Origin of the sequence: Azospirillum melinis, from assembly GCF_013340935.1 — a bacterium.
In the GTDB taxonomy this organism is placed as follows: Bacteria; Pseudomonadota; Alphaproteobacteria; order Azospirillales; family Azospirillaceae; genus Azospirillum; species Azospirillum melinis.
In genome coordinates this window covers 1-14,697 of the sequence record NZ_WHOS01000028.1, presented here as the reverse complement: position 1 = coordinate 14,697, position 14,697 = coordinate 1, and the positions used below count along the sequence as shown (strand labels likewise).

General features: G+C 69.4%; 14 protein-coding genes, 1 tRNA gene and 1 rRNA gene. 4 read left to right on the top strand and 12 right to left on the bottom strand.

The window, feature by feature from the left end:
* The first annotated feature begins 194 nt into the window (after positions 1 to 194).
* The 3 genes from radC to tyrS all read left to right on the top strand — a co-directional run bounded on the left by radC (position 195) and on the right by tyrS (position 3,216).
* The gene (gene radC, locus GBZ48_RS20200; RefSeq protein WP_425486007.1) at positions 195 to 959 is read left to right on the top strand and encodes a RadC family protein; all 765 of its coding nucleotides are present in this window, start codon (positions 195 to 197) and stop codon (positions 957 to 959) included.
* A gap of 117 nt (positions 960 to 1,076) precedes the next feature.
* Positions 1,077 to 1,736 (top strand): YcbK family protein, encoded by a 660-nt coding sequence (locus GBZ48_RS20195; protein WP_174472645.1) that lies wholly within the window; start codon positions 1,077 to 1,079, stop codon positions 1,734 to 1,736.
* Positions 1,737 to 1,953: 217 nt separating this feature from the next.
* Positions 1,954 to 3,216 carry a tyrosine--tRNA ligase gene (gene tyrS, locus GBZ48_RS20190; RefSeq protein WP_174472644.1) on the top strand — a complete coding sequence of 421 codons (1,263 nt, stop codon included), beginning with the start codon at positions 1,954 to 1,956 and terminating at the stop codon, positions 3,214 to 3,216.
* 18 nt (positions 3,217 to 3,234) lie between these two features.
* Here the strand turns inward: tyrS and GBZ48_RS20185 are convergent, their stop codons facing one another.
* Complete coding sequence (locus GBZ48_RS20185; RefSeq protein WP_174472643.1) at positions 3,235 to 4,185, bottom strand: MBL fold metallo-hydrolase; 951 nt, start codon at positions 4,183 to 4,185, stop codon at positions 3,235 to 3,237.
* Positions 4,186 to 4,363: 178 nt separating this feature from the next.
* Between GBZ48_RS20185 and GBZ48_RS20180 the strand changes: the two genes are divergently transcribed.
* Positions 4,364 to 4,879: a lysozyme family protein gene (locus GBZ48_RS20180; protein ID WP_174472642.1), complete on the top strand. Its 516-nt coding sequence runs from the start codon at positions 4,364 to 4,366 to the stop codon at positions 4,877 to 4,879.
* Positions 4,880 to 4,900: 21 nt separating this feature from the next.
* On the opposite strand, the gene GBZ48_RS20175 is transcribed toward GBZ48_RS20180, so the two are convergent.
* From GBZ48_RS20175 to rrf, 11 genes are all read right to left on the bottom strand, one after another.
* Positions 4,901 to 5,293 (bottom strand): hypothetical protein, encoded by a 393-nt coding sequence (locus tag GBZ48_RS20175; RefSeq protein WP_174472641.1) that lies wholly within the window; start codon positions 5,291 to 5,293, stop codon positions 4,901 to 4,903.
* A 20-nt stretch (positions 5,294 to 5,313) separates the two neighbouring features.
* Positions 5,314 to 6,495, bottom strand: coding sequence for a type II secretion system F family protein (locus GBZ48_RS20170; protein WP_174472640.1), 1,182 nt, complete (start codon positions 6,493 to 6,495; stop codon positions 5,314 to 5,316).
* 13 nt (positions 6,496 to 6,508) lie between these two features.
* Positions 6,509 to 8,044, bottom strand: a complete 1,536-nt coding sequence (locus GBZ48_RS20165) for a type II secretion system protein GspD (RefSeq protein WP_174472639.1) — start codon at positions 8,042 to 8,044, stop codon at positions 6,509 to 6,511.
* On the bottom strand, positions 8,032 to 8,583 hold the full coding sequence (locus GBZ48_RS20160; RefSeq protein WP_246307338.1) for a hypothetical protein: 552 nt from the start codon (positions 8,581 to 8,583) through the stop codon (positions 8,032 to 8,034). The genes GBZ48_RS20165 and GBZ48_RS20160 overlap by 13 nt, the downstream gene beginning before the upstream one ends.
* A 125-nt stretch (positions 8,584 to 8,708) precedes the next feature.
* Positions 8,709 to 9,413, bottom strand: coding sequence for a hypothetical protein (locus GBZ48_RS20155; RefSeq protein ID WP_174472637.1), 705 nt, complete (start codon positions 9,411 to 9,413; stop codon positions 8,709 to 8,711).
* 183 nt (positions 9,414 to 9,596) lie between these two features.
* The gene (locus tag GBZ48_RS20150; RefSeq protein ID WP_174472636.1) at positions 9,597 to 10,076 is read right to left on the bottom strand and encodes a hypothetical protein; all 480 of its coding nucleotides are present in this window, start codon (positions 10,074 to 10,076) and stop codon (positions 9,597 to 9,599) included.
* Positions 10,077 to 10,103: 27 nt separating this feature from the next.
* Positions 10,104 to 11,633 carry a GspE/PulE family protein gene (locus GBZ48_RS20145; RefSeq protein WP_174472635.1) on the bottom strand — a complete coding sequence of 510 codons (1,530 nt, stop codon included), beginning with the start codon at positions 11,631 to 11,633 and terminating at the stop codon, positions 10,104 to 10,106.
* Positions 11,621 to 13,258 (bottom strand): hypothetical protein, encoded by a 1,638-nt coding sequence (locus tag GBZ48_RS20140; protein ID WP_174472634.1) that lies wholly within the window; start codon positions 13,256 to 13,258, stop codon positions 11,621 to 11,623. The genes GBZ48_RS20145 and GBZ48_RS20140 overlap by 13 nt, the downstream gene beginning before the upstream one ends.
* Before the next feature lie 159 nt (positions 13,259 to 13,417).
* Entirely contained in the window at positions 13,418 to 14,077 is a 660-nt protein-coding gene (locus GBZ48_RS20135) for a hypothetical protein (RefSeq protein WP_174472633.1), read from the bottom strand.
* Between the two features lie 360 nt (positions 14,078 to 14,437).
* A tRNA-Met gene (locus tag GBZ48_RS20130) sits at positions 14,438 to 14,514 on the bottom strand.
* Positions 14,515 to 14,593: 79 nt separating this feature from the next.
* A 5S ribosomal RNA gene (gene rrf / locus GBZ48_RS20125) occupies positions 14,594 to 14,697 on the bottom strand; the annotation flags it as partial.

Sequence of the window (14,697 nt, the reverse complement as noted above, 5' to 3'; positions counted from 1 at the left end):
CTCGCGCATACAGACGCTATAGTCGTTGCCATACATATGCATGGCGATGGGCGATGACAGAGCGCAAGACGACAGGACGCAGCCGGAAGACCGGACGTGCGGCGGGGGGAGCGGAAATGGACGATGCCGGCCAAGGCGCCGGCCTCCTGCCCTTCCCCGACCTGCTGGCCTCTAGCGCCGGTCCCGGCGTGACCATGGCGGCACCGGCCGGCGACACCGCCGCCCCCGACGAGGCCGACGATGGGGCGAGCGATGGGGACGCTGCCGAGGATCCCCATTATATCGACCACCGCGAACGGCTGCGCCGCCGCTTCCTCGACCGCGGTCCGGATGCGCTGGAGGATTACGAGCTGCTGGAGATGGTGCTGTTCGCCGTCAGCCTGCGGCGCAATGTGAGACCGCTGGCCAAGCTGCTGATCCGCACCTTCGGCGACCTGTGGGGGGTGGTCAACGCCCCGCCCGAACGGCTGCGCGGCCTGAAGGCGGACGGCGTGTCGCTCGGCACCGACAATGCCATTGCCATTGTCCGCATCGTCGGAGCGGCGGCACTGCGCGCCTTGCAGCAGCGGGTGATCGACCAGCCGGTGCTGGCCTCCTGGCAGGCGCTGATCGACTATTGCGCCGCCGCCATGGCGCATGAGCCGACCGAGCAGTTCCGCCTGCTGTTCCTCGACCGCAAGAACAAGCTGATCGCTGACGAGGTGCAGCAGCGCGGCACCATCGACCACACTCCGGTCTACCCGCGCGAGGTGGTGAAGCGCGCGCTGGAGCTGTCGGCCGCCGCCGTGATCCTGGTCCACAACCACCCCTCCGGCGATCCCACCCCCAGCCGCGCCGACATCGAGATGACCAAGGAGATCGTCCGCGCCGCCAACGCCGTGGGGCTTGTCGTGCACGACCATCTGGTGATCGGCAAGGGCGGCCGGCACACCAGCTTCAAGGCGCAGCGCCTGCTGTAGCCCGCTCCTCATCCCCTGCTTGCCGTGCAGCCGCGCCATGCGCCGCCACTTTGCATTTGCGAATCGGTCGCCATTTTGTTGACCTGACGATGCCCCGCCGAAAGATCGACCGACCGCATGTCCTCCTCGCCCCTCTCCCTGAAGCGCCGCAGCCTGCTGATCGGGTGTGGAGCCCTGGTGCTGATGTCCGACCGCGCGATGGCCGCCCCGGCCGCCCCGCGCCGCCTCACCCTGACGAACCAGCACACCGGAGAGACCTTCGACGGCCCCTACCGCGACGCCGACGGCCCGCTGCCCGACGCGATGGCCGACCTCGCCAAGTTCCTGCGCGACCACCGTGCCAACAAGGAGGGGCCGGTCGACGTCGGCACGCTCGACTTCCTGGCCGATATCCTGGAGGCGGTCGGCCAGTCCAAGGCGACCATCCTGTCGGCCTTCCGCACGCCGGAAACCAACGCCATGCTCGCCGCCCGCAGCCTGGGCGTGGCGGAGCACAGCCAGCATCTGCTGGGCCGCGCGCTGGACGTCACCCTGCCGTCGCGCCTGCCCGATGCGCACCGCAGCGCGCTCGACCTGAAGCGCGGCGGGGTGGGCTGGTATCCGCGCTCCCACTTCCTGCACATCGACACCGGCCCGTTGCGCAGCTGGGAGATGTTCGGCCAGAACCTGGACGGTCTGTTCGCCCCCGGCGCCCGCAGCACCCGCCTGCGCACGGTGTCGCAGCGCATGCAGCTGCACCGGGCAATCGCCCGCCGCCAGATGCTGGGGCGGAAGTGAGCGTCCGGGACTGGATCTTTCCCACATACCGGTGTAGGGATTGCGCCATGACCGACCGCATCGCCCTCACCGCCTCGATGTATTATCCGCCGCTTACATAGCGCGGCGTCGATCGGTCATACCCGAAACCATGCCGTCGCAAGTCCGGCGGCCATGGTTCTCTCACCCATACAGAGACAGTCTCCGGACGGCCCGGCCAGCCGTAGAGACGTCTTCCATGCCGACCCGAGCCAACTCCGCCCAATCACCCGCAGCAGACTTCCTGCATATCCTGCGCGAGCGCGGCTTCCTCCATCAATGCAGCGATCCGGCCGCCGACCTGTCGGGCCTCGCCACCGCGGCACCGGGCGGGGTGCTGACCGCCTATGTCGGCTACGACGCCACGGCGGCCAGCCTGCATGTCGGGCATCTGCTGTCGATCATGGCGCTGCGCTGGCTTCAGCGCACCGGCAACCGCCCCATCGTGCTGATCGGCGGCGGCACCACCCGGATCGGCGATCCCAGCTTCCGCGACACCAGCCGGCCGATGCTGGACGAGGCGCAGATCGCCGCGAACGCCGCCGGCCTGCGCAGCGTCTTCGGCCAATACCTCACCTTCGGGGACGGCCCGGCCGACGCCGTCATGGTGGACAATGCCGACTGGCTGGACGGGCTGGATTACGTGCCCTTCCTGCGCGACGTCGGCCGCCATTTCACCATCAACCGCATGCTGAGCTTCGAGTCGGTGCGCCAGCGGATGGAGCGCGAGCAGCCGCTGACCTTCCTGGAATTCAACTACATGATCCTCCAGGCCTATGATTTCCTGGAGCTGTCGCGCCGCCACGGCTGCCTGTTGCAGATGGGCGGGTCGGACCAGTGGGGCAACATCGTCAACGGCATCGAGCTGGCCCGGCGGGTCGAGCGGCGCGAGTTGTTCGGCCTGACCACGCCGCTGCTGACCACCGCGTCGGGCACCAAGATGGGCAAGACCGCCGGCGGTGCGGTGTGGCTGAATGCCGACGCGCGCAGCCCCTTCGACTTCTGGCAGTTCTGGCGCAACACCGAGGACGCCGATGTCGGCCGCTTCCTGCGCCTGTTCACCGAACTGCCGCTCGACGAGATCGCCCGGCTGGAGCGGCTGGGGGGCGCCGAGATCAACGAGGCGAAGATCGTCCTGGCGACCGAGGCGACCCGCCTGTGCCATGGCGCTGCGGAGGCCGAACGGGCGGCGTCGGCCGCCGGCAGCCCCTTTGCCCCCGGCGGCGACGGACTGCCGGAGATCGCCCTGCGGCTTGCGGAGGGGAGCGGCGGCGTGCCGCTGGTCGATGCGCTGGTGGCGGCCGGCCTGTCGGCCTCAAAGGGGGCGGCGCGCCGCCTGATCCGCGAGGGCGGCGCCCGGCTGGACGGCCAGCCGGTGACCGACGAGGCCGCGACGCTCACCGCACCGGCCGTGCTGTCGGCCGGCCGCAAGCGTCATGTCCGCCTGATCATCACCGCGTGAGGATGGGGAACGGTGGCGTCAGCCTTCCAGCTGGCGCCACATCTCCATGTCGCGCTCGGCGGTCCAGATGCGCGGATCGACGTGGCCGGTCGCCTCGTCATAGGCACGGGTGACGTTGAACGGCATGCAGTGGTCGAAGATCACCCAGTGGCTGAACTTCGGCTTCAGCGCGGCATAGGTGTCCTTGTAGATGGCCCGCAGATCCTTCCCTGCCGCGACCCCCTGCTTGACCAGTTCGAACAGTTCGCTGGTGAAGGCGCGGGTGCCGCGCAGCCCCTCCTGCACCTGTTCCGCCGTGGTCAGGGCGGCACCGCGGCCGGGCACCAGCTTCTCCGGCTTCAGCGCGGCGAGGGCATCGAGCGTCGCCGGCCAGTCGGTGAAATAGGCGTCGCCGCAATAGGGGGTGGCGCCATATTCGACGAGGTCGCCGGAGAACAGGATCTTCTGCTGCGGCAGCCAAACCACCGTGTCGCCCTTGCTGTGGCCACGGCCGAGTTGCAGCAACTGCACCTCCAGCGAACCCAGCCACAACGTCATGTGGCCGCGGAAGGTGATGGTCGGCCAGGTCAGGCCGGGGACGGATTCGACGGCGCGGAACAGGCGCGGGAAGCGGCCGATCTCGCTCGCCATGTCGGCCTCGCCGCGCTCGACGATCAGGTCGCGGGTGTCCTCGCTGGCGATGATCTGTTCCGGCGCATAGCCCGAGGCGCCCAGCACGCGCACCGCATGGTAATGCGACAGCACCACGTGGCGAATCGGCTTGTCGGTGACCTCGCGGATGCGGCGGATGACGTCCTGCGCCATCACCGGCGTCGCCTGGGTGTCGATCACCATCACCGCATCGTCGCCGATGACGACGCCGGTGTTGGGATCGCCCTCCGCCGTGTAGGCATAGGCGTTGTCCGACAGCTTGTCGAAACTGACGGTCTTCTCGTCCAGGTCGGCGTGCGAAGCGAAGTTCTTGGACATCCGTTTTCTCCACAGGCGCGGCCGATACCCCTAACCCTCAAGGTGCACGGCCGTCATTGATCGGTTGGGCAAACCATATCGTTTCACTTGAAACCATGCAACGCGTTTGAATTAACCGGTTGTTAGCGGGCAGCGCCGCTTCCTCATGCCTGCGTCGAGTCGCCGGGGGAGGCATCGGGTGAAGCGGTGGGTGCGTTTCGATTTTGCCGGACTGCCGGCCGGACTGCTGGCATCCGCACTGCTGGTTGCCGCAACCCCGGCCCTGGCAGACCGCGCGCCGAAGGGCATCGCCGCCGTCCCACCGCAATGCCTGGACATGGCGGCGGTCGAATGGCAGGTGCCGGCCGACGCGCTGCGGCTGATCCTGGCGGTGGAACAGGGGACGCCCGGCGCCTGTTCCGCCAACAGCAACGGCACCAAGGATTGCGGGCCGGGACAGATCAACAGCATCTGGTTCCCGGTGATCGCCGCCGGCCGCGTCCCGCCGGAGGTGGTGCAGCAGGCGCTGACCTTCGACCCCTGCTACAACATCCGGGTCACCGCCTGGATCCTGCGGCGGGAGATCGACGCCGTCGGCTGGGAGAATTTCTGGACCGCCGTCGGCAACTATCACAGCCGCACGCCGGAGTTCCATGCCCGCTACCTGCGGCGCGTCATCGAAGCCGCCAAGTCGCTGTCCAGCCAGCCCAAATAAGCCCAGACCAAGTAAACCCAGCTAAAGCGATTTCCGCGTCAGTTCCACCTGCATGCTGACCTTGCCGCCGGGGCTTCCGGGGCCGCAGGACAGGCCCATGCAGAAATAGGACAGCGTCATGTCCGGGCAGAAGGCCAGCAGGCCCGACGCATCGGTCAGCGAGGTCCGCTGGTCGACCGCGTCCGGCAGCACGACGCGCAATCCCTCCGGCGTCACCGTCAGTTCCCCGCCCATCCGGCGGGCGGCCCCCAGGCAGATGCCGTCCGACCGGCTGCCGCCCTCGGCCACCGCCTCGCCCAGCAGATAGCTGCGGATATGCAAAGCCGCCCCGATCCCGGCGAACAGGACGCCGCAGACCGACAGGGCGATGCAGGCGGTTCGGGCCGATCCGGGGGCGAAGAGGGGGCCGGGCATGGCGGTGGAGTTTCCTCGGCTTAAAGGGGTTGCCGCGCGATGTGCTCGGCAAGCTGCAAAATCGGCACGATGGTCAGCCCGAACATGACGATGCCGGCCACCCCGACCACCACGACGGACAGGCCGCGCAGCACCGGTTCCGCCACCGCCACGGCGTGCAGGTAGAGGTCGCGGTATTGCTCGGCCAGCGCCGACAGACTCTGCGCCAGCTCCACCCGGTTCTCCGCCGCGGCGATGGAGGCGCGGTCGGTGCCGGGCAGCGCCCGCATGGCGTCGGTCCAGGGCAGCCCGGCGGCGACCGCCCGCGTCGCCTCGTCGAGGTCGGCGGCCAGCGCACCGGCGGGGGCGCCGTCAGCGGTCAGCCGCAGCGCCCGGTCGATCGGCACGCCGCCGGCCACCAGCAGCGACAGCTCGCGGAAGATCACATGGTGCTGGATGCCGAGCGCGATGTCGCGGTAGAGCGGGATCCCCATCACCAGCCGGTCGACCCGCTCGGGCGCCGCCCGCCGGCCGGCCGTCGCCAGCCCGCCCAGCACGGCGAGCGCGGCCAGCACAATCGCGACCAGCCCGGTGGTCAGGTTCGACAGCAGATAGACCCAGTCGACATTCACCTCCTCGCCCGCCCGCCGGAACACCTCGGTCTCGAGCAGAAGCGGCGTCAGGACGAAGGAGGTGCCGACCATCACCACGCCCGACGTGACGACATAGAGCACCGCCAGCGCCAGTCCAGAGCGGAAGCCCTGGCGCGCCCCGGCAAGCTGCCGCTCGAACTCGGCGGCGGTGCGGAGTGCCGCCGGCGTGCCCTCGCCGAAGCCGCCGGCCCGCACCAGCGCCACCAGCACCGGCGGGAAGCTGCGCGGCTGGCGCAGCATGGCGTCGGCAAGGTCGTCGCCCAGTTCCACCGCGTCGGCCATGCGTTCGGCCGTGCGGCGGATGCGCCCGCGGAAAGCGGCGGCGATGCGGCGCAGCGCCTCGGCCAGCCCGACGCGCGAGTCGAGCATCGCCGCCAGCCGGATGAACAGGATGTGCCGTTCGTTGCGGTCGAGCGGCCGGCCCCAGCCGCCGACCTTGAGCCGTCGCCGCACCGACAGCACGCGGCCCCGGCCGCTGATGGCGTCGCGGGCGCGGCGTTCGTCGGCAGCCTCGACCTCGATGGAGCGGGCACGGCCGCCGGCGAGCAGCCTGACCTCGAACCACGCCATCGCCGCCGTCCCGTCAGCGCGCCGCCGGACGGAAGACCGTCACGGTCGGCCGCAGGATCAGGAAAAGCGCGTCCTTGCTGATGTCCTGCGCCTGCTTGCCGATCACCCCCTTGTCGATCGCCCCGCGGGTCACCGTCGGCTGGTTGCCGCTGAAGCCGCGGCTGTCGGTCTGCAGGCCGCCCAGCACCACCGTGTTGCCGGCCACCACCCGGACGATGTCGTTCAGCGCCTGCTCCTGCGTTACCGGCTGAGTCAGGATGCCCACCTGATTGCCGGCATTCAGATCGCGGAACTCGATCAAATTGTTCAGCAGCAGGTTCAGGTCGATGGTGACGATCTGGTTGTCGGCGTCGAAATGCGGCGTCAGCTTGATGGTCAGCCCGGTCTGGACCGTGCCGGTCTGCGCCGACCCCACCACCCCCGGTGAGTTCAGCGCGGCATTGCCGGTCGCGGCGGTCGTGGTGCCGAGCCCGCCGACGGCGGTGACGCCGACTCCGGTGACATAGGGGATGGTCTGGCCGCTGCGCAGCGTCACCTCCGCCCCCGACAGGGTGTGCACCTCGACATTCTGGCGGGTGTCGGTGTTGCCGAACTTCGACAGGAAGGAGATGGCGCCGGCGACATTGAACACGCCGCTGACACCCAGCAGCGTGCCGGGGTTGGAGATGTTGACGGAAATCGGCGCCTGGCCCGCCGAGACCGTGCCGCCGAGCCCGCCATTGACCGTCGTCGTCCCGTTGGTGGTCGTCGTGGTGGCACCCGATTGCAGGCGGTTGAACTGCAAGGCCAGCGCGTTCCAGTCGAAGCCGCTGGCCGACTGGTCGGTCAGCCCCAGGCTGACCACCGCCAGCTGGATGCGCACCATCGCCATGTTGCGGTGCAGCCGGTCGATGTAGGGCTGGATCACCTCGCTGTAGACGGTGGGCGATGCGGAGAAGACCACCTGTCCGCCGCGCAGCGACTGGGTGATGTCGGTGGCGCCCAGCGTCTTCAGATCGGTCATCACCGAATCGATGACCGCCTGGTTCTGCGGCACGGTGAAGGCGAAGCGGTCGCGGTTGCTGAGGAACAGCGTGCCGTTCTGCCACCACGCCACCACGCCCATGCCGGTCTCCAGCACGCCTGCCAGATCGGTGAAGCTGCCGGTGAAGGCGCGGATCGGCAGGGTCTGGCGCAGCATCGCCGCCCCATCGGTGCCCTCGAAGCGGGTGGCGACCGGCACGCCGGAATAGGTCATCATGCTGGTCAGCCGGTCCAGCGTGTTCTCGCCCGACGGGAAGCTGACCGAGATCTGGCGCGCCGCAAGGCTGGCCGGCAGCGGCTGGCGCAGGGATTGGGCGACCAGCATGCCGCGGCCCACCGGCACCTCGGTCACCGCCGGGGAATTGTCCTCGGTCAGGCGCTGCTCGGCGGCGGCGACCACTGTCTCGCGCTTCGGCAGTTCGGCCACCTCCGGCAGGGAGCAGGAGGCCAGCAGCCCCAACATGGCGGGCATAAGGACGCCAGTCTTGATAAAGCCGCTCTTGCGGACAACGGTCATCTTGCGCATGTGGCGGGTCCCCCGCCCGTCGCCGGGAAGGCGCGCGGGTCGATCAGGAACGGCGTGCCGGCACGGTCCTGGAAAAAGGCGCGGCCGTCGAGACAGCCGACGAAGGTGGCGCCCGACGGCACCAGATCGGCCGCCGATATGGCGGACCCCGGCATGTTGGGCAGCGGCGGCAGCGGCGGCGCCCCTGGCGGGCTTCCGGCCAGAGCCGTCCCCTGGCGGCGTCCGCCCGGCGCCATCGCTCCGGCGGAGGCACCACCGGGCAAGGCCCCGCCCGGCGCCGCCATCCGGCGGGCCAGCGCATCTTCGACCGCCCGCGGCAGGGCGCCGTCGCGCGTCCGTCCGTCGAGCGCATCGATCATCGCCCTGGCGACCCGCTCCTCCAGCCCGGACACCGCGGTGTCGATGCGCTGTTGCAGGCGCCGCTCCAGATTGTCCTGGCGCGCCGATGGCGGCAGGAACGGGCTCTCCTCCGCCAGCGCGGCAGCGGGGAGCAGCGGGCCAGCCGCCAGCGACGCGGCCAGCAAGGCCGCTCCCGCCATTCGCCCGATCATTCCGGAAACCCGGTCCACCATCATTCCCGCCCGCCGGTTGCGACCCTCCGCTCCGGCGGCAATACTCCCAGCGCTATGCTTGAGAATGAGTAAATCGGCGACCGTCAGCGGCATCAACGGGCACCCGCAGTCTGGCCCGCAATCTCAATGGTCCACTTGCCGTCACGGTATTCCAGCTTGCTGACATAATTGTCCGGACCGATGGCGGCCAACGCCGCCTCCCACTGCCGGTGGGGCATCTGCTCCAGCGTCAGGGCCTGCGGCTGCGGCACACGGTGCGGCGACCAGTAATACAGCCCGCCGCCGCTGGTCAGCAGCCCCAGCCCGGCGGCGAAACCGACCGACGACAGCGCCAGCGGCACCGAGACCGGCGCCGACACCCGCCGCATCCGGCGCGTCGCCCGGATGGTGCGCAGCCTGACCTGATCGGCGGTCACCCAGGGCGGGATCACCACGCCATAAGCCTTGCCGTCGACCGGCACCGTCGGCCGGATCGCCGCCATCTGAAGTTGGACCTGTCGGCTCTTGGCCTCGGGCAGCAGCCCGCCGACCGGACGACCGTTGCGCACCGTCAGTTCGAACACCCGGCGCCCCGACGGCACCAGCGCGATGCCGCCGGGATTGGCGTCAAGCTCCGTCACCAGATCGGGCAGGAAGGACCGGCCGGGGCCGCCCTCGTGGATTTCATAGAGGAAGCCGGTCCACAGCGGCTCGACCGCGTACCAGCAGCGTTCGGAGCTTCCCACCGTGCGCCGGGCGAACGAGCGCGCATAGGCAAGGGCGTCGCGGCGCTCCACGCCTTCCAGGAAGCCGTACATGACATTGGTCGCGAGACCGCCGCTGCCCAAGAACGCCCCTGCCTTCCCGACTCGACCGAAAGAGGTGGCGACACCCCGTCCAAGCTACCACGTACGGACAGGACGCCGCAGCATCTCTATGCCCGCCGATGCCCTGCGGTCAATGGCCGGGGCTGAAACAACGTGAGGACCGGAGCCAGTCCCCTATCGCGCCGTCCGCTGCATCCACAGGGTGGCGGCCACGGTTCCCGCCGGCTCTCCCCCTGCCCCGCCGCAGGTGCGCGTCACCTCGTACAGCCCCTCCGGCCGCCGGGTGGCGAGGGAGGTCAGTGCCCCAGTCACCGGATCGCCACCAACTCCACCGGCCGCCCCGCCGGACAGCGGTCCGGACAGGCAGAACCAAGTCCCCTCCGCCTGCACGCCGTAGGACCAGGACAGCCCCGACACCGCCGGCGGCATCGTGCCGAAGGCGGGGAACAGAGCCGCCTGCCACCCGTCGGCGGCCGGCACCGCTGCACCGCTGGCCTGCCGGCTGCGATAGGCACCCTCCAGCACGGAAAAGCCGGAATCCGCCTGCGAGGCGACACGGCTTTTCGCCATGGCCGACGGGTTGACATACTGGATGCCGCCCGCCACCACCATGCCCATCAGGGCAAGGGCGAAGATCGCCTGGATGATGTTCATCGCTGCCGACGTTTCATGTCTTCGGCCTCACGTCTTCGGCCGCGGCGCCGGCATGCGCTGCTCCACACCCTTGGCCTCGCTGCCGAAGACGCGGCGCAGTTCGGCCGCGGTGGTGACGCCGGCGTGAAATTTGGCGACCGCATCCTCATACAGCGACCGCCAGTTCCGCGCGCCCTTCGCCGCGGCGACCACGGCGGCGGGCTCGTCGAACACCGCGCATTCGCTGACCGCAGTCCGCCCGGCATAGCCGGCATTGCCGCAAGCCGCGCAACCGGCACCATGGCAGGCCCGGCAGATGGTGCGGACCAGCGACTGCACCAGAACGCCGCGCAACAGCGACTTGATGTCATGGGCCGGAACGCCGAGATGGCGCAGCCGGTCGATCGCTCCGTTCACCGATCCCGTGTGCAGGGTGGTCAGCACCATATGGCCGGTGTCGGCGGCGCGCACCGCGATCTGCGCCGTCTCCTCGTCGCGCACCTCGCCCAGCACGATCACGTCGGGGTCGGCGCGCATGAAGGTGCGGACGACCCGCGCGAAGTCCAGCTTCACCGCCGGGTTGACGTTGACCTGCCCCGTATAGGCCATGCGGTATTCCACCGGATCCTCGATGCTGTAGATGGCGCGGCCCAGCCGGTCCATCTCGCGCACGGTCGCGGTCAGGGTGGTCGATTTGCCGGACCCGGTCGGCCCGCAGACCAGGCACAGCCCATGGCGCCGGTCCACCGCGCGGCGCCAGTCACCGACCTGGCTGATGCCCAGCCTGTCCAGGTTCGGCTGCACCCGCTCCACATCCAGGATGCGCATGACGATGATCTCGCCATCCACCGACGGCACGGTGGTCACGCGCAGGTCGACCGGCCGCCCGCGATGCTCGACCTCGAACCGCCCTTCCTGCGGCAGCCGCCGCTCCGCCAGATCCATGCCGGAGCGGTCCTTGATCCGGGCGACGATGGTGGCGGCGGTAGCCGCCGCCGTCTCGTCCATCAGGCGGCGAATGCCGTCCACCCGCAGGAAGATGCTGCAGGTCTTGCGGCGCGGCAGGATATGGATGTCCGACGCCCCGGCCTCAACCGCGCGCGACACCAGCTGCTCCACGGGATCGCTGTCCTCCAGCCCGGACTGGGCGCGGCGGACGCGGTCGAGAAACTCGTCGAACTGGTCGGGGACGAAGCTACTGAAGCGCACCGTCCGCCCAGGGTAGTAACGGGCGGCCACCCGGCCGGCCACCGTTTCGTCGTGCAGCGTCGCCACATGCACCGCGTCGTCGCTGAGCCCGGTGACGATGATCGCGTGCCGCTCCAGCAGCGGCAGCGGGATCGGCGTGCCGCCCATCGCCTCCGGCGTTTCCAGGGCGGTCTCATGGCTGATATTCGCCTCGTCCAGATCGGCGCGGGCAAGGAAGCCGTTGCGCACCAGGATGGCGCCCAGCGACTCGCCGGTCACCCGCTGCTCCGCCATCGCGGCGTCGAGGATACCGCGCGTCACCAGCCCCTTGCGCAGCAGGTAGCCGGCAAGTTCCTCGCGGAAGGCGGCGGACGGCTTCAGGACCGGCATGTCCAGCTCGCCCGATTGGCGACCGACGGCAGAACCGCGCCCGATGCGGCGGCCCCGGAAACGGCGCGCGCCCCCTCCCCCGCGACAGCCTGCTGGGAAAACAGCGCCCCCTGGGCGCACCGGCCGCCGGGCGCCGACCAGATGTGGCTGTTGGGATCCGCCACCGCGTGCGACCCGCCAAGGTCGAGGACACCGGCACTGCCCGGCCGCGCCGTCGGCCCGCCGATGACGGAGGATTTCATCTCCAACTGCCCGTTCTCGATGACGATGCCGAAGGGCGTGCCGTTGTCGACGGCGACGTCGGTCCGGTCGAGGATGGCTTGGCCGCCGCCGCTGCGCAGCGCCGCCATCGGCAGGCCCCTGCCATGGACCTGCAGCGTCGGGCGCCGCGATTCGGCTGTGAAGGTGACGCCGGCCCCCAGCGAGGACACCAGCGCACTGCGTCCGGCCCCCACCGTGACCTCGACCGCGGCGTCGCGGAACAGGGCGGTGCCGCCGTCGACCAGCACCCCGTCGCCTCCAGGCGCCGTCACCGTCAGTTTCCCGCCCGCGACGTCGAGCCGCGCATGCGCCACCCGCAGCCCGGCGGCCCGGTTGGTGGAGATGGCGTTGTTGCCGGCGAAGGTCAGCCGGGTGCCGGGAAGCGCCTCAACCGGCATCTCGAAGCCGATATTCTCGATCCGGGTATCGGTCGGCAGCCGCAGCGCCACGTCCGGCGGGTTGGTCGATACCACGACTCCGGGTGCCTCCGCCTTCAGCACCAGCCGCACCGCCCGGCCACCGTCCTGATCGGTGGCCAATGCCTGCACCTGCGCCGCCGGAAGCTCGTGCCGGCCGGGGGCGAGACGCAGGACCATGGTCGAGGGCCGGGTCGCCTGCCAATGGCCGAGAGCGGCCGACAGGGTCATCGCGTCGGCCGGGCTGGTTCCGGTGGCATCGCCCTGCGCGGTCGGTGCCACATGGCGCGTGACGGTCGCCGAGGCGGCCAGAGCTGCGAGATCGGCCGAGGCCCCGCGGGTGACGGCGACGGCGCTGCCCTCGGCAACCTCGATTCGGCCGTCGCGGAAGGTCAGGGCTGTGCAGTCCGGCAGAGCGGTCGAACCGATGGGCGGCGCCACGATTGCGGCGATTACTCCGGCACGGGCCAGTTCAGTTGGAGCCGCGGGTGCGGCCGCCACGTAGCTGCGCCCACCGCTGGCTGCCCCCGCCGGCCAAGACGCCGTGCGGAGCTGAGCCGCCGCCCGGTCCGATGCCGGAGCGAACACGCAATAGCCGTAGACCGCTCCCCAGGGTGTCCGTGTGCCCGGCATCAGCCAGCGCGGCAGGGTCCCGGCCGGTTGCACCGGCTCCTTGGCTGCGGCCTTGCCGGTCGATGTCTGCGCCTTTGTGGACACGGTACCTACCGCGCGGGGCGGCGGATCCTCGGGCGCCGGCGGGCTGGCGACTCCGTCATTGTCGAGAACGCGCAGGTTCGCCTCGACCAATGCCGCCAGCCGGTGCATATCGGCGGCACTTCGCTGCGCCTGGCTGATCCGGTTCGAGGCGTCGACCATGGTGTAGGCGGTGTAGCCGGTCGTCGCCACCAGCGAGATGGCCATGATCGTCATCAGGATCAGCGATGTCATGGCATGGCCTCCAAATCGGGCCCACTCTATCTTGCGGCCGGGTCGCGAACCAATCCCGTTGCCGCGCTTTCCGGAAAAAGACCCGGAAAATCACAAGAAAACGCCCCGGCCGCAGGGGTCGGGGCGTTTCGGTCAGCAACAGGGCGTTTCGGACAACGCTTAGAACTTGTAGTAGGCGACGTACTTGTTGTTGTCACCGGCGATGCCGGTCACGTTGTTGAAGCTCAGCGCCGTCGCCGTGGTGACCTGGACGCAGCCGAACTTGTAGCCGGTGAAGGCGGTGTTGAAGGCGGCCGGGGTGGCGACGGTCAGCGTCAGGCCGGTGCCGGGAACGGCCAGCGTGCCGGTGGCGGAGATCTGGCCACCGGCACGGGCGATTTCCGTGCACTGCGACAGGGCCGTGGTGCCCAGCACCAGGAAGATGCCGCCGTTGGCAAAGCTGCTGAACTGGGTGACGCCGGTGGCCGTCGCGGTGTTGGTCAGGTCGAGCGTGTAGGCACCGGCGACGCCGTTCCAGGTGGCGGAAATCGTCGGAGCGGTCGGCACGGCGGCGAGATAGCCGGTGTTGATCAAGTCGGTCTGCGTCGCCGCACCGGACATGGTCGGGAACGTCGAACCTGCGGCACCCAGGGTCGTGGTGTTGCCGTTGCTGCCATACAGCGTCCAGGCCGCATCGACCTGCGACAGCGCCTGGATGATGCCGACGGCGGCGGCCTTGGGACCGGCGGTGGTGAAGGCGCTACCCACGTAGAACACGCCGGCGGCTCCCATCACCGCCGTGAGGGCGACCGAAATAATGACGGTCAAAATATTGAACATTTATGTCTCCTGGGGAGGCCGGCACACGGCTGGTGGTCGGGCGACAGGAGATCGGCCCACCAGCCCCTTCCTGGCCCGGCGACCTTCCCTCTGCCCTGCTTTTGTCTAAAATAGGTTCGTCGTGAAGGCGTTTATGAGAGGTTAATTTCGCGCAGGCGTTGATTTGCACGCTGACCGTAGAGCCTCAGCTTTGCCGTGCTGCACAGCCGTTTTGAAGAGCGCGGGGGCCACACAGCGCGACAACCCACCGCACACTCTTGTCAAAGCCATCCATTCTGCGGATGAAGGGTCGCGAACGGCAAAGAACTGGAAACAGCAAGAAGCCCGCGGTGCGTTAGCACGGCGGGCTTCTTGTTGATTTGGTTGCGGGGGCAGGATTTGAACCTGCGGCCTTCAGGTTATGAGCCTGACGAGCTACCGGGCTGCTCCACCCCGCGGATGTATCAGTGTGGGGTGACGGACGGTGAAGATGCAAGCATTTGCGCTTTGGCTTTGAGCGTCTCTTGTGCCTGAGCGACCTGGCGGCGACCTACTCTCCCACGTCTTAAGACGCAGTACCATTGGCGCGGAGGCTTTTCACGGCCGAGTTCGGGATGGGATCGGGTGTTTGACACCTCGCC

Bases quoted from the DNA above. Each gene is read 5' to 3' on its own strand.
- radC (WP_425486007.1), top strand. From the start codon at position 195: ATGGCGGCACCGGCCGGCGACACCGCCGCCCCCGACGAGGCCGACGAT.
- GBZ48_RS20195 (WP_174472645.1), top strand. From the start codon at position 1,077: ATGTCCTCCTCGCCCCTCTCCCTGAAGCGCCGCAGCCTGCTGATCGGG.
- tyrS (WP_174472644.1), top strand. From the start codon at position 1,954: ATGCCGACCCGAGCCAACTCCGCCCAATCACCCGCAGCAGACTTCCTG.
- GBZ48_RS20185 (WP_174472643.1), bottom strand. From the start codon at position 4,185: ATGTCCAAGAACTTCGCTTCGCACGCCGACCTGGACGAGAAGACCGTC.
- GBZ48_RS20175 (WP_174472641.1), bottom strand. From the start codon at position 5,293: ATGCCCGGCCCCCTCTTCGCCCCCGGATCGGCCCGAACCGCCTGCATC.
- GBZ48_RS20170 (WP_174472640.1), bottom strand. From the start codon at position 6,495: ATGGCGTGGTTCGAGGTCAGGCTGCTCGCCGGCGGCCGTGCCCGCTCC.
- GBZ48_RS20165 (WP_174472639.1), bottom strand. From the start codon at position 8,044: ATGCGCAAGATGACCGTTGTCCGCAAGAGCGGCTTTATCAAGACTGGC.
- GBZ48_RS20160 (WP_246307338.1), bottom strand. From the start codon at position 8,583: ATGGCGGGAGCGGCCTTGCTGGCCGCGTCGCTGGCGGCTGGCCCGCTG.
- GBZ48_RS20155 (WP_174472637.1), bottom strand. From the start codon at position 9,413: ATGTACGGCTTCCTGGAAGGCGTGGAGCGCCGCGACGCCCTTGCCTAT.
- GBZ48_RS20150 (WP_174472636.1), bottom strand. From the start codon at position 10,076: ATGAACATCATCCAGGCGATCTTCGCCCTTGCCCTGATGGGCATGGTG.
- GBZ48_RS20145 (WP_174472635.1), bottom strand. From the start codon at position 11,633: ATGCCGGTCCTGAAGCCGTCCGCCGCCTTCCGCGAGGAACTTGCCGGC.
- GBZ48_RS20140 (WP_174472634.1), bottom strand. From the start codon at position 13,258: ATGACATCGCTGATCCTGATGACGATCATGGCCATCTCGCTGGTGGCG.
- GBZ48_RS20135 (WP_174472633.1), bottom strand. From the start codon at position 14,077: ATGTTCAATATTTTGACCGTCATTATTTCGGTCGCCCTCACGGCGGTG.